The following is a 24926-nucleotide window of genomic DNA, read 5'->3' as shown; positions in this document are numbered from 1 at the left end:
CGACATATCCCCCCGGCTGTGAGTTCATTCCTGACGAGCATGGATCACCGGCATGTGGTCGGACGACTCTGGGCTCTTGCTCTGCTTCGACCTCGCCGTTTAGATTCAGGCTCATGATGGATTCCGGGGTGGTGGTTCGCAAGGGCCACTCAGTGGATACAATCGGTCTCCTCGGTCGGACGATCTGTCCGCCCCGCTGATCCCGACTTCCCCGCCCCGAGGCGTCGCACGATGGTCAACATCCAGGATCTCTTCGACGACGCCAAGTGCTTCGACACCATCCGGGACATGCGGTGGCCTGACGGCGTGACCTGTCCCAAGTGCTCCTGGGACTCGGTCATCAAGAACGGCAAGGACGACACTCAGCCACTCCGTCAACGCTACGAGTGCCGGGGCTGCCGCCGACGCTTCGACGACCTCACCGACACCATCTTCGCCGGCCATCACCTGCCGCTGAGGACCTGGATCGCCTGCCTCTATCTGATGGGGCTGAACCTCTCGGGATTGCAGATCGCCCAGGAACTCGACATCAACAAGGATGATGCCCGAGCCATGATCCAGCAACTCCGACAGGGGATGGTCGACCGTTGTCCTCCGGTCGTGCTGGAGGGGGAGGTCGAGTGCGACGAAGTCTATGTGGTGGCCGGACATAAGGGTCATCCCGAGGCGGTCAAAAAAAAGGCCGCCTCCCCCGAAGGCGACGCCTGAGAGGCGAGCGAGGTCGGGGCACCCTGGCCAAGGAGGAGCCGCCGATCTTCGGGATGTTGCAGCGTGGAGGCGAGGTCGTGATCCGGATGCTGGAGAACGTCCAGCAGGTGACCATCAAGCCCCTGATCGATCGGATGATCGCGAAGGGGACGTTGGTCTACACCGATGAATACGACATCTATGGCCGCCTGGTGGAGTGGGGTTATGGCCACAAGACGGTCTGCCACGGGGCGGGCGAGTTCGCCCGGGAGGACGATGGCGATGGCTTCTGCGAGGTCCATGTCAACACGCTCGAAGGGTTCTGGTCGCTGCTCCGTTCATGGCTGCGGCCTCACCGAGGAATCCCCCAGGAGAGCCTACCGCTGTACCTGGGTTTCTTCGAGTTCGTGCACAACATCCGGGCGAGAGGAAAGCGGCTACTGGGTGCCCTGATCGGCCAATTGCTGGCACCACCCCGGAATCCATCATGAGCCTTTCGAGAATCACAAGGACTCAAAAACCTGGCATAACGTCTCGATTTATCGCCGCTACAAAAACAGCAACGGCGAGTATCGCGAAACGAGCACCTATTCGTTAGCGGATTTAGTACTACTCCGTTAATATCAACGGCAATTGCAATGAGCGATCCTTGCAATAGGGGCAATTGTGCCGACAGATCGGGGCCAGCAGCCTCTGCAAGGCACGGCGGATCGCCGGCACCGTGATCACCGGGCGGGTCCCCCCCTTTTTCCCGGCCGGGCCGGGTCTCGTTCCTCGCGTTCTCGCTCCAACGCCAGGAACCCGAAGGACAGCATCACCAGGCAGGCGTGATGATGAAAGCCACGCCAGGAACGCCCCTCGTGATGGTCCAATCCGAGTTCTTCCTTCATCTGCTGATAACCTTGCTCCACCGGCCAGCGGCTCTTCCAGAGCCGGACCGCCTTGATCCGGCTGGTTCGGCCCGGCAGGTTCGAGAGGGCGTACTTGATCTTGCCGTCGGCCTGCTCCTCGATCAGCAGCCAGACCGGCTCGGCCCCGGCGCACTCGCCGGTGGCCCAGCCCCCGCCGGGCCAGACCCGAAGCCAGGCGAAGCGGCCCGACAGCTTCCCCTTGGTCCCCTCGCGCCAGGTCACCTTCCGCAGCGGTGTCGAGGCGGCCAACTCTCGCAGGCTCACCGGCTTCGGGGTGCCGGCCTTCAGTCGTGATCGCCGTCGCGGCCGCCCGCCGGACCCCGGCGGTCGGATCGCCGGCCCGGGGACCTCCCACGACGGCTCCTCGGTGAAGACCACCATCTCGTCGGTCACGCCCACGATGTAGGACAGGCCGCGCTCGGCCAACCCCTCTCGGAAGAGCCCGGAGACGCCGTAGCCGGCATCGGCCACCACGAGCCGGCCGGGCAACCCCTCGGCCCGAACCAGATCGAGAAGCTCCAGGGCGATCTGGCCCTTCGTCAGTGCTCGTCGTTGCTCCCGGGGCACGCCCGCCTTGTCGAGCCGCTTGGAGTCATCGAGCCAGGCCTCGGGCAGGTAGAGCCGCATCGCCAGCGGGTAATGGCCCTTCGGGGCGACGTAATGAACCGAGGGTGCGACCTGGCAGTTAGCCTTCTTGCCTTGAGCCCCGCAGTACTGACGCTGCACACCGACGGAGAGCTTGCCCTGCTTGGGGAAGCTCGTATCGTCAATGACGAAGATGCCGGCCGGAGAAGCGAAAGACTCGGCCATGACGGAGCGATAACGCTTCCAGACGGCCATCTCGTCCCAGGTGCTCTGGCCGATGAACTGCTGGAGGGCCTGGTCGAGGTCGGCGACGACCAGGCCGGTCGGGAGGGTGACCTTGCGCGAGAGCGGCTCGATGCTCTTGCGGTCGCCGTCGAGGATCAGTCCCTGGAGGTAGACGCCGGAGTATTGGGCCTGTCGGGGCCGGTTGAAGTCGTCGCGGAAACGGGCGGCGTAGGCGTCGAGCCGTTCGAGGACTTCGGGTGCGAGTTCGGGGGTATAGGTGCGATTCATACCCTGCATACGAACCGGCCAGGCGTTCCGTTCGTATCAGATAACGGAGTAGTATTAGAAACTATCTCAAAAGCCATCTTGCCTCCGCTCGGCCCCTCGGTTTCTCATGGAGAGACCAAGGAGACCGAGCGATGGGACGGAAGAAGCGGGCGGTCAAGCCCCTCGAAACGATCTGGGAAGTCTCGGACGAGTTGTGGGCGAAGATCGAGCCCATCCTGCTGGAGGACGCCCCGCCACCACCCCCGGCCAAAGGGGGCAGGAAGCGCACCGACTGGAGGGCGGCGTTCAACGGGGTCATCTTCCGCATGCGATCCGGCTGCCAATGGAACCGGTTGCCCGAGCGGTTAGGAGACGACAGTTCGGTCCATCGCTGGTTCCAGCGTTGGAACAAGAACGGCGTCATGGAGAAGATCTGGGCCGTCCTGGTTGAGGACTGCGGCGAACTCGGAGGCGTCTTGTGGGAGTGGCAAAGTGCTGACGTAGCGATGGGGAAGGCGCGGTTCGGAGGCGCCGAGGTCGGCCCGAATCCGACGGATCGCGGGAAAAACGGCGTGAAACGGAGTGTGATCGTCGACCAGGACGGCGGCCCGCTGGGGGCCGTCATCGCCGGGGCGAATGTCCATGACGCCAAGCTCCTGGCGGCGACGATCGAGGCGATCGTGGTCGACCGCCCGGAGCCGACGCCGGAGGCCCCGCAGCACCTTTGCCTGGACAAGGGCTACGACAATCCGACCGGGCGTGAGGCGGCGTCGGCCAAGGGCCACACTCCGCACATCCGCCGGATCGGAGAGGAGAAGGTGGTAAAGCGCGGGAAAAAAAGCACAGGCCCCGCCGGTGGGTAGTGGAGCGGACCCACTCCTGGCTGTCGAAGTGCCGCGCGATCCTGGTGCGCTACGACAGAAATTCATTCAACTACCTGGGCTTGATTCAACTTGCGTGTGGCTTGCTGTGGTATCGAAGGCTTCATCGGCTGCAAGCCGAGACCTAGTTTTGAGATAGTTTCTTAGTCCAAGTCACTAAAGTGGCTGGACAAGCGGAAGCTTGGATTACCGAAAGGCTAACCGAGCTTGGAGCCACCCCAACCTCAAACACTGACGAGATTATTTGAGGGAGGGCCGAGCAATGACTGGATGGAATGTGATTTTCTCATACACACGAGCCGAGGCGATCGCCGACGGCGTACTGGTCGACGTCTCCAAGATGGCAAAAGAGGCAGGGCTTAAATATCCCGTCGCTTTGACTTCTGGAGTGTGGGCCGAGTGCGTCGCGGTGCCCGAGGGCGTGGAAGGGCAAGACGAAGACGGGAGGCTCTGGGATGTCCTCTTTATGCTGACGTGGTTCATCCGCCGAGGGAACGGAGGCGACCGGGTAGATTTCGGGGTGCATGTCCGAAAGGACAACGCCGAGAAGATACCGCCACTCGTGAAGCTTTATGCGTTATGTGGGCCAGGCGATGACGGCGAGCCTGTCATAACAATAATGCTGCCGCATGAGGATTGAGACGAAAAACGGCCGGGCCAGGATGCCCGGCCCTGACTGAATAAGGAAGAATATGCCGAACTGGTGCGAGTGTGATTTAGAAATTGAAGGACCAAGCGAGAAGGTCGACGAGTTTTTGAAATTCGCAGAGGGCGAGAGCCGGTTTGATTTTAACAAATTCGCTCCGTATCCAGAGGAATATGCACGACTGGATGAGGCCGCCGAAGTCTGGTTTTACGAAAAGAAATTTAAGACGAACGTTGATTGGAGCACGCGACCAACTGATGGCTTTAATTCGGGGGGGTCTGACTTTCGAATCGAGCATTGGGGGACGAAGTGGCCAGCTCGCCGCGTTAGTGAAGTGGAACTGACCATAAGTTACCGGGGCCGTGAGGACAAAGGTGTCGTTATTCATTTCGATACGGCATGGAGTCCGCCGTTGCCAGTTATCGAAAAGGCGGCCGAGTTGTTCCCGATGCTTTCATTTGAGCTTCGATATTTCGAGAGCGGTGCGGGGTTCAACGGACTTTACTGCTGTGAAGAGGGAAAGTGTGTCCGAGATGAGTGCGGCCCCTATTTTGGGAACCGTGGAGGATGAGCAAGGAGGATTTGAGTTATGGGAGATAGAGCGATAGTGATTTTTCGAGACGAGCACACGGTTTCGCCGAGCGTTTAGGATCGCCGATTCGATAACTTCCCGAAGTCATGATTCGCTCGGGACCGCCCTGTAGTTCCACTTCGGCAGGATCTCGTCGAACACGATCTTCATGTCCTCCTTGAACCCTGCCGCATACTTCCGCCCCGTCTGGTACACCTTCTCCAGGATGTCCACCGTCACCCGCAGCCCCGTGCTCGTGCTCGCCTTCTCCATCAACTCCTTCACCAAACCCACGCTCTCGAAGATCACGCCCTGGCAGGCTCGGGTCAGGTGCGGGAACAGCCGATGCTCGATCGGGTTGTATTTCGAGCAGTACGGCGGGTAGTGCGCCACACGGATCTCGATGCCGAGCCGATCGACCAGACCCTGGAGGTCCTCCTTGAACAGGTACTGGCTCGCACTGTTGCTGCCGCCGCCGTCGCACAGCAGCAAGATCGAGGTCGCACGGGGATAGCGGGCTCGGCCCTGGCCCTCCCACCACCGCTCGATGCTGTCGCAGGCGAACTCGCCCGTGTCGTGGCTGGTCCCCAGGTTCACATGGCCGTCGTTCTCCTTCACGTCGTACAGCCCGTGGGGGATGACCACACCCTCGGCGAAGCTGGGGAAGTCATGGTCGAACGTCCCAATGACCCCTTGGGTCAGGAGGTGCCCGGCCCGGTAGAAATTGCCGATCAACTCCTTCTTCTTGGTGTCGATGCTCACGATCGGGTTGTCGGTCCCGAGATACTCCCCCTTCAGCCGGGCGATGTTCTCGAACTGCTGGTTGCGGTCGGGATGCCCGCCCATCGCCCTGGCCTTCTGGGCCTTGCGGGTGACGTAGCCGTGCTTCTTGAGCAGTTGCTTGACCACCGGCACGCTGACTGGGGTGCCCGCCTCGGCCAGGTGGCCGGCGATCTGCTCATAGTTCAGGTCGGTCCAGCGGACCCCCTGCCGCATCGGGTCACCGGCCGTGCGATCCCGGAGCACCCGGAGGAAGTTCTCCTCCAGGAGCGGGATGGAGCCTATGCACGGCTTCGGGCCGCCCCTTTTTTACGAACCCGATCGCCGAGCCCGTCAGGGAGTCGATCCAGGTCCTGTTGGCCCTGGCGGATCGTCTTGGGATCGCAGCCCAGAAGCGTGGCGATATATTCGGTGCCCCCATGGCCGAGCTTGGCGGCCTCGATGGCCGCATATCGCCTGCGGTCCTTCTCCGAGAGCGAGTCGTGGAACATCCGCATCGAATGCTCGATCTCGGGGCTGTACGTCATGGCTGGGCGTCCGTTGCGAGGTCGTGATCGTCCTGGCTACGGTTATACGATGCCGAAGGCGTATCGGGAAGTTATCGAATCGGTGGTCCTTAGCATGCCTTGGCCAGCGACCCGGCCGGAGCGGATGGCGGGGAGTTTGGATCTCATGGCCAGTCGAATCGGGAGGCCCTTGCTTGGGCCGCATCGGTCAGGGTGTGGGAGGCGGTCTTCTGGGAAGTCTCGGGTTGGAATCGGTGATCGGTTTGGAAACCAGGAACTTGAGCCGGCCTCTGGCCGGGGACTTTCAGCCGAGCTTTGCTCGGAACAGGACTTGAGTCCGTTAAATCGAAGCCCCCGCCTTCAGGCGGTGGGAGTATTCACTTGTATCTTACGAGAAAAGTCGAAGATCTTCTCCGGATCGTCCTCACGCCGATCATCAGCGTCTCCGTTGATCATCGACGTCTCCTGGGCGAGCAGGATCGAGACGCTGCCGATCCTCAAACCTGCCCAGCCCAACGCCCAAGTTCAGCCTGCAAGCCGGGGCGATGCCATAAGACCATCGCCGAACACGCCGGCCGGATGATCAGCTGCCTCCGACGCTGATTGCCCGATTTCACCCCGGCGGTCGTCGGCGATGACTTTTACAGGGTCATCGATCTGGGCCTGGCGTGTAGACGCCGCGAAGTCCGCGTGATCGTCCCACTTCGGCTCGACGCCCATGGTCCTACGCCGTGTCACGATGGGACCGATCGTGACCAGGTGACCGCCAGGAGGCTCGAGGACTGCCAGGACATCGGGTTCGAGCCGCTGTCGCGCGGCTGGAGCCCAAGCCCGACTTCTGAACAAGGCCCGACGACGCAGCGAAGTCGGTTGAACGGCAGGCCCCATTCGCAGAACAGGTCGACGCGAGCCCGCTGGCGGGAGAGGTAGGCCGGAAAGATGCGATCCACGTCTTTCGCCAGGACCGATCCGAAGGTCGAGCGAAGCATCACGTTTCTCACGAAAAGCGAAGCCAGCGACGCAGGGAATCGTTTGATGATCTGGAACTGAATTATGGGGAAATCGGTCACAAATGGACACTCATTGATGCGATAGCGTCGCGAGCCATGATACAACTAACCTCTACAAAACGCCTGTTTTTGGGCTAAAAACGAGGTCGCTAAAAAGTGTCGCGAGCCATGATACAACTAACCTCTACAACTGGTCAAAATGCCGCATTTGTAGAGGTTAGTTGTAGTCCCCTTCGGGGACCTGTTTGTAGGGCCGAATACGCCCCGCCAGTGGGCGGGTCGTCGTCCCTCATAATAAATGAAGAAAAATACGCAGCCGACCTACCGAGGCGGCTTGGCGTAATGGGACGGGATGAATTTCTCGTAGTGCTCAATCGCGCCCACGATCGATTGCTGCGCGATGAAGCGTATTGTGTTCTCATCGACCGCGAGACCGTGCTTCTTCGCGATCGATAAGATCGCGCCGGTCGCGGATTGATCTGCCTCAACCTTCGCGATGACCGCTTCGTGCCTCGACCAGGGAGGTCGCGCCGGTTTGTCTCCTTCGATCTCAATATTGCGCGACGCTCGTACGTCGTCGGTATTCGCCAACCTCGCTCGTCTTGCTGCGCGACGACAGAACCAGCAATCGAGCGACTTGAGCACGAACACACGAGGTGGGATCGGAACCTTTTGCCAAGCGCGTGGAGATATTGCATGGCGCGGGTCCTGTGATTGCCGTCGGGGACATGATGACGACAGCGCTGGAGGCGTAATGAATCACTGAATCAATGAATCACCAACCCAACCTTTTTCTTGCATGGCCAGGGTTGGTTTCTTGATGTGATATGGGGTTGTGATTGGGATCGCGATCCGGACCTCCATCCTCGTTCCTGGTCAACCACCGCATGTAATTCCCGGTGTAACCGTCGAACGGTAGGGCATCGCGAATCGGCTCGCGGGAGATTCCGTCGTTGTCGAGCCTCTCGGCCTCGAACCCGCCATCGTCGCGCTCCTCGTCCACCTGGCCTCCGAGCTCGATCGGCGCGGCGTCGCCGAGATTCATGATCAGCCTTCGTCGCGGAGCGACCTCGGGTGATGGTGCGGGGAGGATCCTGGCGTCCCTCGCGTCGATCCGCTCGATGTGCCCGCGGTACTTCTCGATGCCGATCGGAGGAATGGTGAGCAAGGTCGACCTTACGCATCACTAGGGACGTCATCGGCCAACGGGCGGCGTTGCAGGGTGGGCAACTTCAGGGCTCAAGGTGCCCCAGCACCTCGAAGTCGGCCGGGAATCGAGCGGAATCCTTGACCTGGCCGTGTCGAGTCCCCGGGACCTCGCGGCTGCCCGGCGTGGTGTTGATGGCCACCGCGCATGAGTCGTCGGATCCCTTCGGTCGGGTCTCCCATCGCAGAGGACTCCAGGGTGGGCGATTCCAGGCCACCAGCCCCTCAACGCGGGGCTCCGACGGCCGGGAGGCTCTTTCGGTCCGCGAAATCCGCCGATCGCTCAGGCGGGCGTACAGGCGTTCTTTCCTGCCCAGCCCTCGCGGACCCGCCGGCGAGTTTCCTGAAGGGGTGAAATCACGGTGGATCGCGACGTCCCGGCACCGCTCAATCTGCTGTGGTCGCCTGGCAACTCGATCTCGGGCCGCTCTCGAACGAGAGCGGAGGCGACGAGACAGGCCCCTCTCCGACTCAGTGACCAACCCGTTCCGGATCCGTTCGTCTCGAAAGCCACGAGAAGGCCGGTCGAGGAGGCCGCAAGTAGGATCCGATTCCTGACTTCGCCGGGTTATTGACCCGAAATCGTGGACCACGATTGATGTCGGCCAGGGATGCGAGGTCGGCCCGGATCACGTTCGAGGTTCCGAGCCTCGCGAGAGATGTCGGGGATCTCGGGCGTCGTCGGAATGTCGGGTCGATCGCGACGACTCTCCGGGACTTGTGGTGTCCGAGGCGGCCTGCCACCGAAGGGTAAAAGACCAGCGAATTCCCCGCTCGACCCGGGAGGAACGCCGCGAGAGGAGTCGATCCTGAGGGCTCCAGGGCGGTGGGAAGCCCGGAATCGGCCACCCGGCGTTCGCCAGTCGCTTCGATGGCGAGAGGAGCGGCGGCGACGACATTCGCGGAGTCTTCGATCCCCGGAAAGGCGATTGGCCTGTGCGAGGGTCCGCCAGGCCGATCCGATCCTCCGGATCCCCGATCAAGACGGATGGCAGCGACTCGGACCGAGTGGCCCGAGCGGCCATCCGTCATCATCGAGGTCTTCCCCATGTTCGCCCGCTCGGGGAACGTCTCTCATGGTCCGGCGCCGCTTCGTGCTCCCTGGGTGGCGACGGATCCGGTGCCACCCGACGGATCACCGTCAGTAGCAGTCGTCGTCGATCCAGGGATCGCGATGGTGAACTCCGAGATCGGGCGTTGAAGCGACTGGCTGTGGGCGGACCAATCTCTTGCGGGAACGGTATTGAGTCTGACCAACCTCACCGCCCTTCCTTGAAAGCTTCTTCGAAGCCCGCAAAACCTCGACGTGACGCTCCAGCCTGGCGGCGCGCTCCGCTTCGTCTTCGTCGAAGCATGTCACCCTCGGCCCGGATTCGGAAGGACCCCGGGCCGACCAGGCCCGTTTGACCAGGTCGGACAGGGTGTAGGTGATCTTCCGATAATTCTCCGTCCCGCTGACGCCCCGGCTCAACGTCACGGTCGGGCCATCGCAATCGGTGGCTTCCTGCGGCTGGAGGATCCGCCGGGCGGTCTGGGCAATCGTGCGGGAGGCGTTGTCGCGGTAACTGCGGACGACCCCGCACCGGGAGACGTCGTAATACGGCCATCCCGGGACGCTTCGAAACCGGATCCCTGGCGCCTCGGGATCGTAGCCGATGGGTGCGACATCCGATCTCACGCGAGGGACGATCCGCGGGGTCGTACTTTCCTTCACCTCCCAGCCGAGCATCACGAATCCCTGCCCACTCGCGATCGAGGAGGGGTGGACCTGGTCTTCCCAGATGCCCTCGGCCACGGCCTTGAGCCGGCGGGCCAACCCCCTGGAATCGTGGCCCGCCTCGACGTCGATCGCGAGCTTCAGCGATCGATCGCGTTCGAGCCGTTCGTCGAAGGTTCGGGTGACTTGCTTCGTCATGAGCGAGATCACGGCACCGCGGACCTTTCGGGGAAGGCCTTCGACGACCTGCGCTTCCTCGATGATGGTCCACTGGATGTTACCTGGCGGTTTCCACGCCTTCAGGGCTCGATTCAGCCTGGTGACCGCCGAGGTCAGGGATGCTTTCTTGCTCGTCGCCATTCTTGAAACTCCTTGGTCGTCGTCGATGAGGGTACGAGATCCGTCGCCGGATCGAGTCGAGGATGGAAGACGTTCCGGTGTCGTCAGGGGCGACCGGGTCTGGTTGGCCCGTGACAACGGGCGACACGGCGCAAGTTGAGCCGGTGATCCATGGCTGGGTCTCCTCGGATCATGATCACCCTCGGGCCGTCGTGGACGCTCGCCACGCACGGCCGCGATGGGCTGGCCGGGCATGAGCCCGCCGCGAGAATCCTCATCGTCCTGGGCGGGGCACCCGCGAGGGGTGCCCCGTCCCGTCCGGCTCGCTGGAGGCGGCCGGCCATGATGGGGCGGGCGGAGCCGCCATGCTGAAACCTTCGTCGCGATCCTTTCCTATCAGCCTGCCGGAAGACTCGTCCCTCCTGATGGAACGGTCGTCCTGTCCGACTGCGTACCCCCTGGACCGCATCTCGATTTTGGTCCGGGGAGAGGATCGTCCTGGTGATACCCAGGAAGGCATAACCCGGCGACGGTTCCTGGCGTGCTCTCATCCTCGACGACGGCGAGGTCACGTGCTTGAGGCGTGCCTCCCGCGGTCGCGGATGTCGACGTGTCGCTTCTCGCCCCCACGTCGACGGGGGCGTCTGATCATGGTCACCTCCTGGTTGATGGTGTGGCTCGCGCCGGGTGGCGATTGGAGCCCGATGCGATGGGTATCCCGCGATCGGGAACGGTACTCCACGTTCGGCGCTCCGCCGGGGCATCCGGCGATCGTGGCAGCTGGTCATCATGAGGATGGACCCCCGACCTCGTCCCGGACCCGGAGCCACGACTGGCGACCGGCCGCCCAGAGTGTCTTCAATTCCTCCTCGTCGGGGATCTCCTCCAGGGCGAATGACCGGGCGATCCGGGCGACCCGGCGGCAGGCCGCGCGGGTGTCCTGATGCGCGTAACACGGCCCGGCCTGGGTGATCCAGCCCTCGATCACCTCGATGGCCCGGATCGGCGAATGGGGCCTGTCGTGGACGCCGGCCAGGTGGGCTTCGAGCTGTGCCCAGCAACGTTCGGCCAGGCGGAGTTCGAGCCCCGATCCGCCGGCGCGGAGGTCGAAGCCGAGCCACTCGATCGCCTGACCGTCGGCGAGGTCGCGCGTCGCCCCCTTGTTCGGGTTGAGCGGCATGCCGGCGGCCTTGAGTCGCGCCGCGAGATCCGCCCGCGCCGTCCCGGACCGATCGAGATCGCTCGCGAGCAGGAGCATGTCGTCGACCACCCGGATCAGGGGCATCTCGGGATGGGCTTTCCTCCAGGGTCGGTCGAGGAAGTGATCGAGGTAGACGTTCAGGAGCAGGGGCGAGAGTGCCCCACCTTGCCGGAGCCCCTTGCCCGTCCGGTCCGCGATCACGACCTCGATCAGGCCCAGGACGTCATCGGCCGGGATCGACTTCCTCAGGACTTCCATGAGCCGCCCCAGGGGTACCCGATCGAACGCGTCGGCGACGTCTGCGACCGTCCAGCTCCAGAGTTTTGATCGGGTCGCGAGCCCCTCGGCGAGGGCCAGGGCCTGCTCGCGGCCCTTCCCCGGGCGCGAGCCCAGCGAGCGGTCCGCGAGGCGGGGATCCAGGAACGGCTGGAGGACCTGGAGGATCGCACGCTGGACCGCCCGGTCCTGGATGTCCTGGATCTTGATAATCCGGCAGCCCTGGCCTCCGATCTTGGGAATCCTGGCCACTCGATGGCGTCCCGGCCGGTAGGTCCCCGCCCGGAACGCACCCCGAAGGGCGCGGGCCATCGACCATCGCTCGGCCGGGCCGAGGTCCCTCGGCCGCATCCCGTCCGGTCCGGGCGCGTCGCCACCCTCCGCGGCCAGGTGGTCGAGCGCGAGCTTGAGATTCCGCTCGTCCGAGATCCTCGGGAGCAGGCGATTGGCGAACTCCGCCCGACCCCGACGGTCGCCGAGGGCGACGGTCCGGGCTTCGTCCTCGTGGCGGGCCAGGAAATCGCCCGGCGTCCCCTCGTGGAACTCCACGGGCCAGTGTTCGTGGCCGGCCGACCGGCCGTCGATGCTCCGGCGTCGAAGGCTATCGTACATCGTCGCCTCCCCGATCGACCCGGGCTCGACCATGATCCCCGGGCCGTTGTCGAGGGGCCGCCACTCGCCACGATCGGCCTCGACGCCGCGGGGATAGGCCCAGGGGATCTGCGGCGGGGGTGGCCGACGGGGCCGGATGGTCGGACAGCCGGCCTGGTATCGGGTCGGGCCGATCGAAGTCCGGCCGAGGTGACCGGACGTCGGCCGGTCCCACGCCCGATTCGATCCGAGCGATGCTCCCTCCCAAGACCCCGACGGGAACAGCGAAGCCGGGCCGGGGCCGGGACTCACCCGGATCGCCCGGCCGGACACGATGTCCCCGGTTCGAGGCCGCCAGGATCACAAAGCCCAAATCGTTTGATAGGTTATCGATAACCAAGATGATCCTTCCTCTCGACGTGACGAACTCAGACCGCAAACTCATCTCATCGGGGAGGCGTCTCGACCTCCCAGCCGAGCCGCCGATAGTCGCCGAGCCGCCGACGGATCGATTCGATCGCGTCCTCGTCGACCAGGTCGATCCAGCGGATCGGCCTTTCGCCCCGATCTCGGGAGACGGCGGGGAATCCGGGCAGTTCGACCGGCCAGTCGTTGCCGTCGTCGCGGATCACCACATCGGCGTCCCATCCGCCGAGCCCCCTGGCGTGGACGAGGGTCACGATCGCCCGATCCGGCAACCCGTGGCTCGTCAGTCCCGAGGCGGTCGTGTTGTCTTGACGGCCGATCCGCAACGCCCAGCCGGGGAGCCGACGGACGAGTTCCCGCCCGTGCTCGGGCGACTCGACCAGCACGACCACGCGGGCCGCAATGGCATCGTCAGGCCCATCAAGGGCCAGGCCGCGGACCCGGAGCGGCTCTCGTTCGCCCGTCGAGCAGGCCTTCGCGATCTCGGCCACGTCCTCGTTGCGTTGGTCGTTCTGCCAAATGAGTCGCCGCTTACGCTCCAGCCCGTGCGCGCCGTCGATCGGGGGGACACCGGTCGACTCGGCGAACGAGACCCGGATCGGCCTCGCCCTCCCGATCCCCGAATCGCCCACGACAGGCCCCAGCAGGCCCTCCAGCCGGAGCCGTTCCCGGCCCCCGAGCCGCCGGCCAGCCCCGGCGAAGCCGACGACGTGGCGATTGCCGACCAGCCCGAACGATTGCGAAAACCTCGATGTGATGACGTCGCTCGACTCGAAGAAGACGAGGATGTCGGAGGAAGACTCGTCGAGGCTGCCCCAGGTGCTGACCCGGATCCGGGCGTCCGAGATGACGACGCCATGCTTGTGGCACAGGAGGATCGACTCGCGGATCCGGGTCCGGAGGCGATCCCAGATGGCACACGCCTGGCGACGGGAGGCCGTCGCCACCGAGATCCTGGCCCCGGGCATCGCGCGTGCCAGGGCCGCGATCAGGTCGATCCTCCGATCCCACCGCGGCTCGAACCGATGCAACCGGCGATCCTCGGCCACCGACCGGGCGAAGCTCGCCTCTTCGGACGGCAGTCGCTGGATCGTCTCCTCGTCGATCGCCACCCGAAGGCCCGGCGGCGTCGAGTCGACGACCTGGACCTCGTACCCGAGGCGTTCCAGCTCCTTCGTCACCCCGGGCACCAGACCCGCCGGGAAGGCACACCTCCCCGTGTCCCATCGGATGAGGAGAGACTCGCTTTTTACCGACCCGATGATGCCACGGGGTCCGCCGACTTCGGACTCGCAGCGCCGGCTGACCAGGAGATCACCGAGGGGTCGGGCCTGGGCGCAATCCAGGATCGCGACCGGGCCGACGACCCGGATGATGGCCTTCGCCTCGCGGGACGCGCGGCCGATGTTCCGCCGGACTCCCGGGTGTTCTGGCCGATCCATCCGATCGTCCCTCCTTCGATTGCCGGGATCTGAGGAACTCATCCAGGCGTCCCCGCTCATCCTTCATCCGGTCGCGACGCTCGCGAAGGGCCTCACGAAGGCCCCGGCTGAATTTCGAGAACCGGCCCAGCGTCCGGATCTCCGCGGACAATTCCTCGAGATCCCGCACGATCTCGCCTTCTCGGCCCGAGAGTGCTTCCATCCCGCCCTGGAGTGCGACGACGAGCGTCCCCAGGGAACTTCCCGGGTCCGTCGATCTCGGCCGGCGAGCCGGCAAATGCTCCCTCACGGCCCCGGTGGGGTCCTTGCCGGCCCGGATCGCCTTGACGATCCTGGTTCGCACCTCCGGCGAGAGCCTGTGGACCTTCTCCGCAACCGTCAGGGCCAGACGTTCCTCGCTGACGGCCCGCTGGACCTCCATGGGAGCCCGGAGGACGTTGAGATACCGTCGAGCATTCCGGCCGGATTGCCCGATCGCCCGGCCAACCCGATCCCTCACCTCGGCGCCATTCCAGCTTCGCAGCCCGCCGGGCGGCAGGGACTTCTCGATCTCCAGGCTCCGGATCGCCAGGCGGGCCAGGTCGAGCGAGTCCAGCTGTCGGCGACCTCGGTTGGCTTCGATGTGACGCCGATCGATCTCCTGCCTGCCCTTGAGGTCGCGGCGGACCACGACCCGGATCTCCGTCAGGCCTGCCTTGCGGGCGGCGCGGACACGCTGGTGGCCGTCGATGATCTCTCCGTCCTCGGTGATCTCGATCGGATCGACCTGGCCGTGGGCCATCTCGGCGGCCAGTCGATCGATCTCGCCATCGGAAACCGGTCGGAAGAGCGCATCCTGCTGGGGGTGCGAGCTCAACTCCCAGGGGTTCCGGATCTCGGTGGGCCTGGGCGATGCCGGTAGGCCGTTCCGGGCGTCTTTCGCGTGCTTCTTCATGGTTAATGCCCCCATCCTGGAATGTGGATCGATTCGTGGGAGGTCCGTGGGAAGTGGCTCAGGCGAGGTCGTCCGGGATCTGGCCCCCGTGCCCCGACCCGATGAGCATGCGGAGTTGCGACCGATGGATCAGCAGCCGCCCCTTGGGGCCGGTCCCCTCGATCCGCGTCGCCTCGATCTTCTTGCCCTTGATCCAGGCCCGGACGGTGTAGGGCTTCCGGCCGGCCAGATCGGCGACCTCCTCGACCGTGTAATAGTCCTTCTGACGCCCGTCGAGGACGCGGCGTATGTCCTTGATCTCTTCGAGGATGACGGGGAGTAACCCGATCAGTCCTCCGCCGAGCTCGTCGTCACGGCCCGTCGGCCGGGCAATGGCTCTTGCTTTCGATTCCGCTACATTTTGCATCGATCCTGGTCCTCGGAGCACGCGTGCGCACCGGGAGTGCGCACGGGGAGATGGAATCCCGTTGTGCGAACGAGGGCCGACCGATCAATCGCGAATATCGTGGGGTGGAGACCGACGAGAGCCCAGGACGGGCCGCGGGGATGACGGACGCAGGACCGACCTGAGTCGGCCCGCGGTCGCATTCGGCCGGAGTGGGGATGGGACGCCCGGCAATGTGACTCGCACGGTGCCGGAAGATCGTCGGCCCGGCCAGGCCAGCCTCTCCGCGAAGAGGCTGCGATCTCGTAAATTATTCTAGGCGATCCTGGGCGCGGGATCAAGACGATCAAGCGGGATCGACATGTCGAGCAAGCCACGGCCGGAACTTCTCGGACCCCTCGGGGCCATTCACCAGGCGGCCCGGGGAGTCACCCGAGACCCGAGCGGGATCTCGCCCAGGGGCCAGCTGGCCTCCAGATCGATCTTCTTGCGGAGGTGATCGGCCTTCCCCTCAGCCGGGTTGGTCTGGTCCTCGTCGTCCGTCAGGAGGATGAACTCGTCGCCGGCGATGCCTGCCAGGTCGAATCCAGCCTCGACGATCGCGTAGGCCACCTCCTTCCGAACGTCATCGGCCAGATCCCGATGATCGAAAAGCCTTGTCCGGTAATAGGGGACCGAACCACGAACGCGACCTGCCCCGGTCTCCACGGTTGTGATAAACAATTGATCGTGTAAATTTTTGCTGCCTTTGCCCCTCTTCAACTGCTCGCGATATTCTGGATCGACGCACGCCTCGCGCATTCGGTCCCAGATCTCGGGTCGCTCGATCCTGCCGGCAATCGTCTCGCGGATAATGTGGGATGTTTTTTTGGGATAATTCAAATCTCGCATGAAAATAAGTTCTCGAAAATCCGCCTTGAATTTCTCCACGAGGATATCGATTGGCCAGTCGTCGAGGAGCCAGTCGATCTCGGGAAATATGGATACGATGACCTCCCGGTACGACCGATCGAAGTCACCGGCGACCGCTCGGCTTTCGATCTCGGGAGTGAGGAATCGGCGAGCCTGAAGTGGACCCATCCCCTTCGCCGCGGCCCGGAGGATCGCCCCCGCGATGACCTGAAAATCCTCGAACAACCGCGGATCCTCGTCCCGGGGCGATGGCAGGTCGTCACTGTCGGAGTCTCTCCCCTTTCGCTTGTGATAGAGCACCGTGGCCGCGTGGACGATCGGGCGTGCCGATCCTGAACCATCCTTGAATAATGCGGTCAATTCTCCGCCTTCGTACTCCAAGGCTCTCGCATTGGCCAGGCAGCGTAATTCCAGGTCGGGGAGTTCGACCACGAGCATTGCCTTGCCCGGCGGCGGCACGAACAGCGGCGAGTCGCTGAAGGTGCGGAGCTGCTTCGGGTCCGGGTTCCGGGCCGAGATTCTCGGGAGGGTCTGATACGACGACCTCAGCATCGCGCCGTGAGGGAGGCCGGCGAGGCATCTCTGGACATTCGCCGCAGAATTGAGTGTCGCCCACGCCTGCAAATGGGGGTCGGTGTCGACGAGGTCGCCCCAGGCGATCGAGGCGATGGCGACTTGGCCCTCCTCGGACCTCGGCGGATCGAAGGCGATGTCGTGGATGCCCGGGGATGATCGGAGCCTCTCCTCCAGCCAGACTCGAAGCGGCTCTTTCCTGGGAACGACGCGTCCATTCTTGCGTCGGATGAGTTCCTGATTGTCCCGCTGAAAGCATCGACTCACGACGCCTTTCGAATCCAGGTATTTCGATGCATTGACGAACATCGACTCGCATCGACTTCTGAGTCTCGGGATCACCTCGTCATCCTTGTCGAACAGAAGGCCGACGCGTGAGGCCCGATATAATGCGATCGCTCCCCGAACCTGGACGCCCAACGAAAAAATGGAAACGTCCTCCTCGATCTCGTCCGGAAGGGCTTCGGAGTAGATCTGGCGAGCCTCCTCGATCAATCGATCGTGGGTCGCGGCGATCGAGATGGCGTCGGCCAGTGCGGCCTCCCGGGTGGCGGGTGAGATCCCCTCCCAGGGCATGCCGGCCTCTCCCGCCAGACGATCCCTCATCTTGCCATCCTTGGTCATGGAGACAAGGCCGTGCCTCTGGGCCAGATCAGCGAGGTCGGGATAGTCCTTCTCGATGCCATGACGTGCCATGGCCACGAGTTGATCGAGCAGGCCCACGTCCTCAAGCCGGTCCCTTCGCGAGTAGTCCCAGAGGAGGCCCTCGGCTTCGACGTCTCCCGAAGTTCTCAGGAGCCCCGAGATCGACCAGTGGAGCGCTCCCACATCGTGGCAGGCAATTTCGGCGGATCGGTGCGCCCGAAGGAAGTCGCCGATGTGTCCGGGCCGGATCAAGTAGCGATGATCGCCCGAGCAAGCGGCCAGGATCAGGGGGACCGGCGCATCCGCTCCCGATTCGGTACAAAGGACCGCTAGCCCGAGGGTCTTTCCCGTCAGTTGCTCACCGCCCCAATCGCAGCCGTTCATCGTTCGCCCTCGGGGCTCCGCCGAACTCATCACGCCAACTCGGTCGCGGACCAACGAAATCCGTTCGACTTCCCGAGGAGGACGCCAGCAGGATCCTATCGCACCACGACCCGGCTCGCACCGCCCGCCAGGGACCGACCTCGTTGGCCGTCGCGGGCCGATGCTCTTGACGATCCCGACTGGCTCGCGATACCCTCCCTCAAGCCGGGATCGGACCAGGGTCATCGAGTAGCGAGAAGCTCTCGATGGCCGCCCTCCGGTCCTTCGGGTGGAGGTGGCGATAGCGCTTGCGCATCGCCTCGGTCTGGTGGCCCATCCACTCGTCGATGATCCGCTGGTCCACGCCGCGAACCGCCAGGTTGCTGGCGAAGCTGTGGCGATAGGTGTGGAAGCCGACCTTGAACCAGTTCTTCTTACCGCTGAGGCACCAGGTCGTGCCCCTCATCGGCTGCCAGAAGGCCCGATTGGCAAGGTCGGGGTCCAGGGCCTCGGTGCTGCCTTCCCGGCAGGCCACGTACTGGCCGAAGGGCCGCTTCTCGCGCCAGGCCAGCAACTCACCCTTAAGCTCGGGGTGCAGGTCGATCCGCCGGGCGACCTCGACGGTCCGCCTCGACTGCTTCCGGCTGCGTGCGATGATCCGATCCTGATCGAACTCGACGTCCGGCCAGCGGAGCCGAAGGACCTCGCCGCGACGCATCCCGGTGTAGGCCGGGATCGCGTGCAGCAGCGGCGCGAAGTCGTGCTCGGCCCGCTCGCGCACGGTCTTCAGTAGCCCGGCGATCTCGCCCGGTGTCAGGAAGAGGCAGTCCCAGATGCTCATCATCTCCGAGGGAGTCAGACCGCCCCGGGCGAATATGGCGTCGATCTCGGTGGCCGTCCGGAACGGAGGCAGTTCCACCTCACCCTTGATCGCGGGAAGGTCCGTCGCGGGCGACGCGGCCAGATATCGATGCGCCACCGCCCAGGAGAAGAGCTGGAGTATCGTGGTGCGTTCCTTATCGACGGTGCAAGGAGTCCGCTCCCTGAGCCTCCCCTGGAGGAATTGCTCAAGATCGCGGTGGGCGATCCGGTCGGCGGCGAATTCGGACTTGCCGCTCAGCCCCTTCTTGAGATTCCGCAGGTGGACCCCCTCGGTATAGACGGTCGACGGAGCCTTGTGTGCCTGCCCGGTGAGGTACTCGTCGATCAGGATCGAGAGCGAGGGAACGCGAGTTCGGGCCTTTCGGGCCTCCTTGAGCGTGCCCCCGGAGATGATGAAGTCGCCGGGATCGACGCCGTGGGGAATCTGAATCATCCCCGTGGCCAGGCCATGGATGACACGCTCCACCGCATGCATGGCCGCCTCGGCGTCAGCCTTGCGAGTCGTCTTGAGCGACTTCTTATATTCCCGGCCCTCGAAACGGAACCGGGCAACATACAGATCGCCCTTTTTTCCTAGATTCGCCATGCTGCCCCTCCCCAGGATCAAGCGGGTGGGCCAGGGGCCAAACTCATCACACCCCGCCAGCTCACCACACGATGCCCTACGAATGCCGGGTGAGGCACTTATGAGGCACCGATGGAGAATCATAACGAAACAAGGGGTTGTGGCAATCGCCACAACCCCTTGTCGTCAAAGTGCCGAAGAGAGGACTTGAACCTCCACGGGCATGGTTAGCCCACTAGGACCTGAACCTAGCGCGTCTGCCAATTCCGCCACTTCGGCATTAATTAAGCATCGAGTCGAACTTCTTGATCGAGCTGAAATTACCTTCTGTTCGATTTTCATTTCGACTGAAGAAACTTACTCTATTTGATGAAGGATCTCAAGAGCAAGGTCCTAGGAAAAGTCGAGGGGGGTGTGACCAGGGATTCTTGGGTTTCACGCCGCCCGGTTCCAGAATAGGTCCCACTGATCGGTCTGACGGCAGCAGATCAGGGCGGCCATGGCTCGGGCGTTCTTGTGCCGCCAGCGGGCCCCGCGAGCTTTCAGCCTCAGACCCAGGGTCTTCGCCGCACCCTCCACCACCCCGCTTCCGATCGCATCGCCGGACGCCAGGCAGCCCGCGTAGTCGAGCCGCGTCAGGTGGCCCAGGAAGTAGTTCAGCAGTCGCTCCAGGGCCCCCCGCCTCTTCGGTGTGTCCTCGCGTTCCAGTTCCTCGCCGATCAGCCGGCAAACTCCCGTCCAACCTTCCCTCAGCAGTAACTCACGGCCGTGCTCGTGGAACGTGGTCGCCTCGGCTGTCCCTTCGCCAAAGAGCCGCTTGCCGGCGAGGGCGATGTGCTGGCTGGCGTGGTAGATATCCAGGGTCTGGCGGCACCCGGTCAGGGCCCGGCCGGCCGCCTTCCAGATCCATGACGCCCCGTCCCCCAGCACGTGCAGCCGGGCCATCGCCGGCAGGCCCAGCCGCTTCAGCCGCGCGTGCCAGGACCGGCGGAATCGCCGGGATGCCGAGATGTCGGCCCACATCACTCGGGCGGTAGCCTTGGGCAAGACGCGCGACTCCCACTGCTGGGGGGTCGCCGGTTTGGCCGTCGGTCGCTTCTGGGCCACGGCGATCTTCAGGTCGCGCCAGCCCTTCTCACGGGTGTTGACCTTGCCGGCGTCAACGGCGAACTCCCAGCCACCTCCGGCCTTTCCGAAGCCCTCGGCCGAGGCGGTCTCGGTGCCCTGCCAACGCGCGATCCGGCTGGCCTGACGTTCGCAATAGACCCGCAGGGTCTCGGCCGCCGGCGAGACGCCGAGCAGCTCGAGCAGGTTCTCGCGGGCCCGCTCGAAGGACAGGTCGGCGGCACTACGGCAGGCCTTGCGTTGCAATCGAGGGCTGAGGCCGCCGTCGAGCCCGAGGACGGTATCGGCGTGATAGCCTCCCGGCACGCAAGGGCATCGCGAGCCCCACCAGTGCCGCCTCAAGGTGATCGCCCCCAGGCAGGTGAAGACCTCGCGCGTGGCGGTCCCGCGATTCTCGCGAACCTGTCCACAGGAACAGATCCTCAGGGGAGCCCCTTTTTCTCGGCGTGCTCGAGCCGAGCCCGGACGGCGCGTTGGAGGAGCCGACGCTGGTGCTCGCGACCCTGTTCGATGACGGCCTCCTCGCAGACGTCGAGGACCGAGCCATCGGGGGTGGTGGCGGCGAGATCCTTCATCTCGCCGACGAAGCCGGCGTAGCCGCGAATCAGATCCTCGTCCTCGGCCTCGATCTCCAGGGTGATCACCTTCCGTGTCATGGCGGAACTCCGGGTGTCGGGTTCAAGAAGTCCACCCAATTTGCCAGGACGGACGATTCACCACCAGAGAACTTGGTTACACCCAGTCGAGGGTCTTAATTCTCAAGAGCTCTCGCCAGGTCTGTCCGAAGTTGACTATATCCATGATAGACTGGCATTTCCCATGCGATATCGAATTATTCGAGCTCACGCGGATAATACCAAATCGGCTTTAGTCTCGAGCCCCTTGTTGAGCAGAACGAAGGCACGATCAACCAGATCCCGGATGAAGCGAGGCATCAACCTCTCGCGATGTTTGGTCCGCCGGTCGTTTGGTGATGGCAATCCCGGATCGGCAAAGTAGCGGATCGTACGACGATGGCATGAAGTGTCAATCGGCCGACTTCTCCGTGAGGAGATACACAGCGAATGAAGCTAGCCAATGCTCTCCTGCGTAGTCGCCGTTCGCCACGTGAGATAATCCGGCCTCGGCATGCCGGACCGCGTCTCGGTCGAATTCGGCCCTGGCCGGGTCATCAGGCGCGAGGGCCCCGGCGAGGTTCCTCATGCACCATGCCCGGCTGAGATTCAATCCGTCCAGGTGAACGAGTTGGGGATCGGTTCGATCGGTTACTTTGGCTGGCGTGAACAGTGGCTTCGGCTCGCCATCTCTGGCTCGGGGGAGGAACTTCCCGAACCAGGCTCGAAACTCGACCGAGGGAAGGACTCGCCGCATCAGGTCCGCCTCCATCAGGCTCGGCGAGAAAAAATCGGCTCCGGATGGCTCCCACTTCGTGGGGGCGTCTTCGTCCGCCCCGAAGTAGGCTCGGGCTCTCTCTTGGACCATCTCCTCGAGACTGGAGTTTCCGACGGCCCGCGCATAGTCGTGAGCGAAGGCGAGTCCGAAGGCCGTGTTCGGGTGGACGCCTGTCCGGATCGGGTAGGTCTGCTTGGGAAAGAAGTCGAGGTAACGCGCGACGATCGCATCGGCGAGCGGGCGGAGATTCTTCGACCAGGCCCGCGCATCCGGATCGTCCCAGTCGCCTAGCTCTTCGGCGAGCTTGAGTAACCAGGCCCAACCGTAGGGGCGTTCGAAGGAACGACTTTCTTTCCTGGCGAAATATTCGGCTTCGGCCTTGAGGTTCTCGGCCGAGAGATTGGCCCCCAGGACCTCGCGGATTTCCCGGGTCTCGGGGAGATCCGGGAAGCGTCGGACGATCCTCGCGAGCATCCAGTGGCCGTGGACCGAGGAGTGCCAATCGAAGGAGCCGTAGAACGCCGGATGGAGGGCCTTCGGGCCTTTCACATCATCCGGGCCGCCCATGACGTGTTCGGGCTTGTTCGGGAACTCTTTCGTCAGGCCTTTGAGGGCGAGTCGGGCGAAGGCAGAGGCCTGGTCTCCGGTCAGACTCGGTGGCGGATCCCCGGCGGACACAGACCGAGGTGTGGCGAACAGAGCCAGTATCACGACAGCCCCAAGGATGGTCGAGATTACGGGCAACACGCGGTCCGGGTGAATCATTCTGATCTCTGATCCTGATTGACCGTGGCTTCAATGGGTCGGAAGCTCAGCCTTGCCTTTTCGCTCGGTGAGATAAGTGAAGACTTCTCGGACGTTGGACGAGACGCCATCGTCGATCATCCCGGCGGGCTTCTCCGTCGCGAAGAGGGTGCCCATCTCTCGCTCAACGCGACGGCGAGTGTTGTTCGCGGTCAGCGAGGTGAGGGTTCCGGGATTGACCGTCTTCTGGAGCTCGTCGAGGGCAATCCCTCGCTCCACGCCACGCGTCACCTTCTCCGTGAGTTCTTCCACATACCCGCGGAATTCGGCCAGGACGGACTTCCCCTCCTGGACACCCCCGTGGCCCGGGATGACCCGATCGAAATCGAGGGCCTCCAGCGCCCGGAGGGTGGCCGGCCATTCGTCGGGGAAGCCATCCCCCATGTAAGGGAGCAGGCCGTGCAACAGGTCGCCGGTCGCGACAACTCGCTCCGATGGGACGTAAGCGATGATATCACCGGCGGTGTGGGCCCGGCCCAGGAAGATCAGGTGGATTTCCCGACCCTCCCGATGGATGACAAGACGCTTGTCGAAGGTGATTGTCGGCATCGTGATCCGCGGGGGAGACATTTCCTTGAGATAAGCCTCCAATCCCTCGATCTGAGCTTTGAGGATGGATCGCTCGGATTCGTCCGAGATTGTCTCGATCTTCTTCCGCAAATCGGCAACCTGATTGGGTATCCCCTCCAGCGACTCCTTGAGCCGGGGAAGTCCGAGCCTCTCCAGCCATTCTCGAGTCTTCACCGAGGAAATCACCTCGACGCTACTTCCGAACACCTCCGGGTAGGCCTCATTCCCCAGTGCATGGTCGCCGTGGAGGTGGCTGTCGACCACGTACCTGACCGGGAGATCCGTGACCTCGTCGCGGATCTGCTGGATCAAAGCCTTTGCGGCGGAGGGCTTTGAATGGGTGTCGACGACCAGGACATGGTCATGGTTGACGAGGACCGCCGCGTTGCAGTTCAACATCGCGGTCGGCCTGGCGATGGCGGCGAATATGCCGTCCGCGACATTTTTGAGGTCGAAGAGCTTGAGCGAGGTGGGTCCCCCCGCAAGCGGATGCGCATCATCGGCGAAGGTTCGGATCGGACCGTTCCAACCCAGTCCGCCCGCGATCGCGCCAATTCCCGCCGCACCCAGATGCTGCAATACTGCCCGTCGGCTCGGGTGATCGGGTTTGGCGAGATTAGTGTCCTGAGACCCACGGCTTTCCGGTTGGCCGTGATGATGATGATGATGGGCGTGACCGTGGGACTTCGCCTGACACATTTCGCCCCTCGGAGATCCTGGTACGCGATGTCGTCCTCGACGCTCGATCATGAATACCCGGTCGGCGGCTCCTGGACAACCTCCCGCTCGGGGGAGCACCTTCCCGTTTCATGGCTCCGAGAGGCCTACTTGGATCAATCGGAGTGGCAGCGGGATTGTTCCTCTCGACGAGTCTGGAGGCTTCGATAAAAGCCGATCTCCTTGCGATTGCTGGTCAGGGCGGCGTAGGCCTCGCGGACCATGTTGAGGTTGGCCAGGAGCATCAATCCGACTCCGGCGACCGAGAGGCCGGTGGCGAGTCGCGAGACCAGCTTTTGTTCACTGATCAGGGTGTCGATGGCAAGGGTCAAGCTGGTGCCGACGAAAGCGGCGAAGGATAGGTAGAGCATCGTCAGCGCCATCCGGATCAGGTCGCTCCGGATTAGCAGCCGGCCGAGCTGGTCGGCGATGTGGGCTCGCCGATCGTCGAGAAAATCGAGCTTGCTCTCCCCTCGGCAGAGCTCATCGCCCCGATCGTTGAGGGCCCTGATCCGATCAACGACTCTGGACATCCGGTTCGAGGTCGAGATGATCAGCGATCCGTTCGCTGTCATGAAGATGGCGGGCGTGATCATGGCCGACAGGGTGGCATAGTTGGTCGGATCGGTCGTCGGCATGGATCGGGCTCGTCACGGTCCATCAAGGCTCATTCCGGGGTCTTCATCTTACCTACAGGGCGTCCCCAGGCCACCTTTGATTCCTCGAAGGGGCCGCCCGTAACCCCGGCGCGGGCCGGGACTTCTAATGATAGGATGGTGGTACCGGCCGAGG

21 protein-coding genes, 1 tRNA gene and 1 pseudogene are annotated in these 24926 nt (G+C 63.7%); 4 read left to right on the top strand and 19 right to left on the bottom strand.

What is annotated here, in order from left to right; genetic code table 11:
• Positions 1 to 231 precede the first annotated feature (231 nt).
• A pseudogene (locus tag P12x_RS07200) lies at positions 232 to 1178 on the top strand (IS1595 family transposase).
• Between the two features lie 234 nt (positions 1179 to 1412).
• On the opposite strand, the gene P12x_RS07195 reads toward P12x_RS07200, so the two are convergent.
• Positions 1413 to 2696 carry an IS701 family transposase gene (locus P12x_RS07195; protein ID WP_435009930.1) on the bottom strand — a complete coding sequence of 428 codons (1284 nt, stop codon included), beginning with the start codon at positions 2694 to 2696 and terminating at the stop codon, positions 1413 to 1415.
• Between the two features lie 131 nt (positions 2697 to 2827).
• On the opposite strand from P12x_RS07195, the gene P12x_RS07190 reads away from it, so the two are divergent.
• From P12x_RS07190 to P12x_RS07180, 3 genes are all read left to right on the top strand, one after another.
• Positions 2828 to 3684 (top strand): IS5 family transposase gene (locus tag P12x_RS07190; RefSeq protein ID WP_435010200.1). Its coding sequence is split into 2 segments (ribosomal slippage): positions 2828 to 3494 and positions 3494 to 3684, totalling 858 coding nucleotides; the frame shifts between segments, so codons are not numbered across the junction.
• Positions 3685 to 3818: 134 nt separating this feature from the next.
• Positions 3819 to 4196 (top strand): DUF6573 family protein, encoded by a 378-nt coding sequence (locus tag P12x_RS07185; protein ID WP_435010199.1) that lies wholly within the window; start codon positions 3819 to 3821, stop codon positions 4194 to 4196.
• 52 nt (positions 4197 to 4248) lie between these two features.
• Positions 4249 to 4773: a hypothetical protein gene (locus P12x_RS07180; protein WP_435010198.1), complete on the top strand. Its 525-nt coding sequence runs from the start codon at positions 4249 to 4251 to the stop codon at positions 4771 to 4773.
• A gap of 105 nt (positions 4774 to 4878) precedes the next feature.
• Here P12x_RS07180 and P12x_RS07175 read toward each other — a convergent pair whose 3' ends face one another.
• The 18 genes from P12x_RS07175 to P12x_RS07090 all read right to left on the bottom strand — a co-directional run bounded on the left by P12x_RS07175 (position 4879) and on the right by P12x_RS07090 (position 24772).
• Positions 4879 to 5820, bottom strand: coding sequence for an ISAzo13 family transposase (locus P12x_RS07175; protein ID WP_435011641.1), 942 nt, complete (start codon positions 5818 to 5820; stop codon positions 4879 to 4881).
• Between the two features lie 14 nt (positions 5821 to 5834).
• Positions 5835 to 6080 carry a hypothetical protein gene (locus tag P12x_RS07170; protein WP_435006007.1) on the bottom strand — a complete coding sequence of 82 codons (246 nt, stop codon included), beginning with the start codon at positions 6078 to 6080 and terminating at the stop codon, positions 5835 to 5837.
• A gap of 504 nt (positions 6081 to 6584) precedes the next feature.
• Entirely contained in the window at positions 6585 to 6779 is a 195-nt protein-coding gene (locus P12x_RS07165; RefSeq protein ID WP_435010197.1) for a hypothetical protein, read from the bottom strand.
• Between the two features lie 14 nt (positions 6780 to 6793).
• Positions 6794 to 7048: a hypothetical protein gene (locus P12x_RS07160; RefSeq protein WP_435010196.1), complete on the bottom strand. Its 255-nt coding sequence runs from the start codon at positions 7046 to 7048 to the stop codon at positions 6794 to 6796.
• A 342-nt stretch (positions 7049 to 7390) separates the two neighbouring features.
• The gene (locus tag P12x_RS07155; protein WP_435010195.1) at positions 7391 to 7660 is read right to left on the bottom strand and encodes a hypothetical protein; all 270 of its coding nucleotides are present in this window, start codon (positions 7658 to 7660) and stop codon (positions 7391 to 7393) included.
• Between the two features lie 184 nt (positions 7661 to 7844).
• Positions 7845 to 8237 (bottom strand): hypothetical protein, encoded by a 393-nt coding sequence (locus P12x_RS07150; RefSeq protein ID WP_435010194.1) that lies wholly within the window; start codon positions 8235 to 8237, stop codon positions 7845 to 7847.
• 1179 nt (positions 8238 to 9416) lie between these two features.
• A complete protein-coding gene (locus P12x_RS07145) occupies positions 9417 to 10352 on the bottom strand; it encodes a hypothetical protein (protein ID WP_435010193.1) in 936 nt (311 codons plus the stop codon).
• 766 nt (positions 10353 to 11118) lie between these two features.
• A complete protein-coding gene (locus P12x_RS07140) occupies positions 11119 to 12420 on the bottom strand; it encodes a reverse transcriptase domain-containing protein (protein ID WP_435010192.1) in 1302 nt (433 codons plus the stop codon).
• 1719 nt (positions 12421 to 14139) lie between these two features.
• Positions 14140 to 15201: a ParB/RepB/Spo0J family partition protein gene (locus P12x_RS07135; protein ID WP_435010191.1), complete on the bottom strand. Its 1062-nt coding sequence runs from the start codon at positions 15199 to 15201 to the stop codon at positions 14140 to 14142.
• Positions 15202 to 15259: 58 nt separating this feature from the next.
• A complete protein-coding gene (locus P12x_RS07130) occupies positions 15260 to 15607 on the bottom strand; it encodes a helix-turn-helix domain-containing protein (protein WP_435010190.1) in 348 nt (115 codons plus the stop codon).
• 387 nt (positions 15608 to 15994) lie between these two features.
• On the bottom strand, positions 15995 to 18100 hold the full coding sequence (locus P12x_RS07125) for a hypothetical protein (protein WP_435010189.1): 2106 nt from the start codon (positions 18098 to 18100) through the stop codon (positions 15995 to 15997).
• A 199-nt stretch (positions 18101 to 18299) separates the two neighbouring features.
• Positions 18300 to 19547 (bottom strand): tyrosine-type recombinase/integrase, encoded by a 1248-nt coding sequence (locus P12x_RS07120; protein ID WP_435010188.1) that lies wholly within the window; start codon positions 19545 to 19547, stop codon positions 18300 to 18302.
• A gap of 171 nt (positions 19548 to 19718) precedes the next feature.
• Positions 19719 to 19805 (bottom strand) — tRNA-Leu (locus P12x_RS07115).
• Positions 19806 to 19961: 156 nt separating this feature from the next.
• Positions 19962 to 20957 carry a hypothetical protein gene (locus P12x_RS07110; RefSeq protein ID WP_435010187.1) on the bottom strand — a complete coding sequence of 332 codons (996 nt, stop codon included), beginning with the start codon at positions 20955 to 20957 and terminating at the stop codon, positions 19962 to 19964.
• 116 nt (positions 20958 to 21073) lie between these two features.
• Complete coding sequence (locus P12x_RS07105; protein WP_435006120.1) at positions 21074 to 21307, bottom strand: hypothetical protein; 234 nt, start codon at positions 21305 to 21307, stop codon at positions 21074 to 21076.
• 370 nt (positions 21308 to 21677) lie between these two features.
• A complete protein-coding gene (locus P12x_RS07100) occupies positions 21678 to 22808 on the bottom strand; it encodes a DUF2891 domain-containing protein (RefSeq protein ID WP_435010186.1) in 1131 nt (376 codons plus the stop codon).
• Positions 22809 to 22838: 30 nt separating this feature from the next.
• A complete protein-coding gene (locus tag P12x_RS07095) occupies positions 22839 to 23996 on the bottom strand; it encodes an MBL fold metallo-hydrolase (protein WP_435010185.1) in 1158 nt (385 codons plus the stop codon).
• Between the two features lie 254 nt (positions 23997 to 24250).
• Positions 24251 to 24772: a DUF2721 domain-containing protein gene (locus P12x_RS07090; protein ID WP_435010184.1), complete on the bottom strand. Its 522-nt coding sequence runs from the start codon at positions 24770 to 24772 to the stop codon at positions 24251 to 24253.
• Positions 24773 to 24926: the final 154 nt, after the last annotated feature.

The organism is Tundrisphaera lichenicola (genome assembly GCF_051175385.1).
In the GTDB taxonomy this organism is placed as follows: Bacteria; Planctomycetota; Planctomycetia; order Isosphaerales; family Isosphaeraceae; genus Tundrisphaera; species Tundrisphaera lichenicola.
This window is presented reverse-complemented; position numbering and strand designations above follow the sequence as displayed.

Coding starts and splice junctions, on each gene's coding strand:
- P12x_RS07185 (WP_435010199.1), top strand. CDS start 3,819: ATGACTGGATGGAATGTGATTTTCTCATACACACGAGCCGAGGCGATC.
- P12x_RS07140 (WP_435010192.1), bottom strand. CDS start 12,420: ATGTACGATAGCCTTCGACGCCGGAGCATCGACGGCCGGTCGGCCGGC.
- P12x_RS07100 (WP_435010186.1), bottom strand. CDS start 22,808: ATGATTCACCCGGACCGCGTGTTGCCCGTAATCTCGACCATCCTTGGG.
- P12x_RS07135 (WP_435010191.1), bottom strand. CDS start 15,201: ATGAAGAAGCACGCGAAAGACGCCCGGAACGGCCTACCGGCATCGCCC.
- P12x_RS07160 (WP_435010196.1), bottom strand. CDS start 7,048: ATGCTTCGCTCGACCTTCGGATCGGTCCTGGCGAAAGACGTGGATCGC.
- P12x_RS07130 (WP_435010190.1), bottom strand. CDS start 15,607: ATGCAAAATGTAGCGGAATCGAAAGCAAGAGCCATTGCCCGGCCGACG.
- P12x_RS07170 (WP_435006007.1), bottom strand. CDS start 6,080: ATGACGTACAGCCCCGAGATCGAGCATTCGATGCGGATGTTCCACGAC.
- P12x_RS07090 (WP_435010184.1), bottom strand. CDS start 24,772: ATGCCGACGACCGATCCGACCAACTATGCCACCCTGTCGGCCATGATC.
- P12x_RS07165 (WP_435010197.1), bottom strand. CDS start 6,779: ATGGGCGTCGAGCCGAAGTGGGACGATCACGCGGACTTCGCGGCGTCT.
- P12x_RS07105 (WP_435006120.1), bottom strand. CDS start 21,307: ATGACACGGAAGGTGATCACCCTGGAGATCGAGGCCGAGGACGAGGAT.
- P12x_RS07180 (WP_435010198.1), top strand. CDS start 4,249: ATGCCGAACTGGTGCGAGTGTGATTTAGAAATTGAAGGACCAAGCGAG.
- P12x_RS07125 (WP_435010189.1), bottom strand. CDS start 18,100: ATGAACGGCTGCGATTGGGGCGGTGAGCAACTGACGGGAAAGACCCTC.
- P12x_RS07145 (WP_435010193.1), bottom strand. CDS start 10,352: ATGGCGACGAGCAAGAAAGCATCCCTGACCTCGGCGGTCACCAGGCTG.
- P12x_RS07120 (WP_435010188.1), bottom strand. CDS start 19,547: ATGGCGAATCTAGGAAAAAAGGGCGATCTGTATGTTGCCCGGTTCCGT.
- P12x_RS07195 (WP_435009930.1), bottom strand. CDS start 2,696: ATGAATCGCACCTATACCCCCGAACTCGCACCCGAAGTCCTCGAACGG.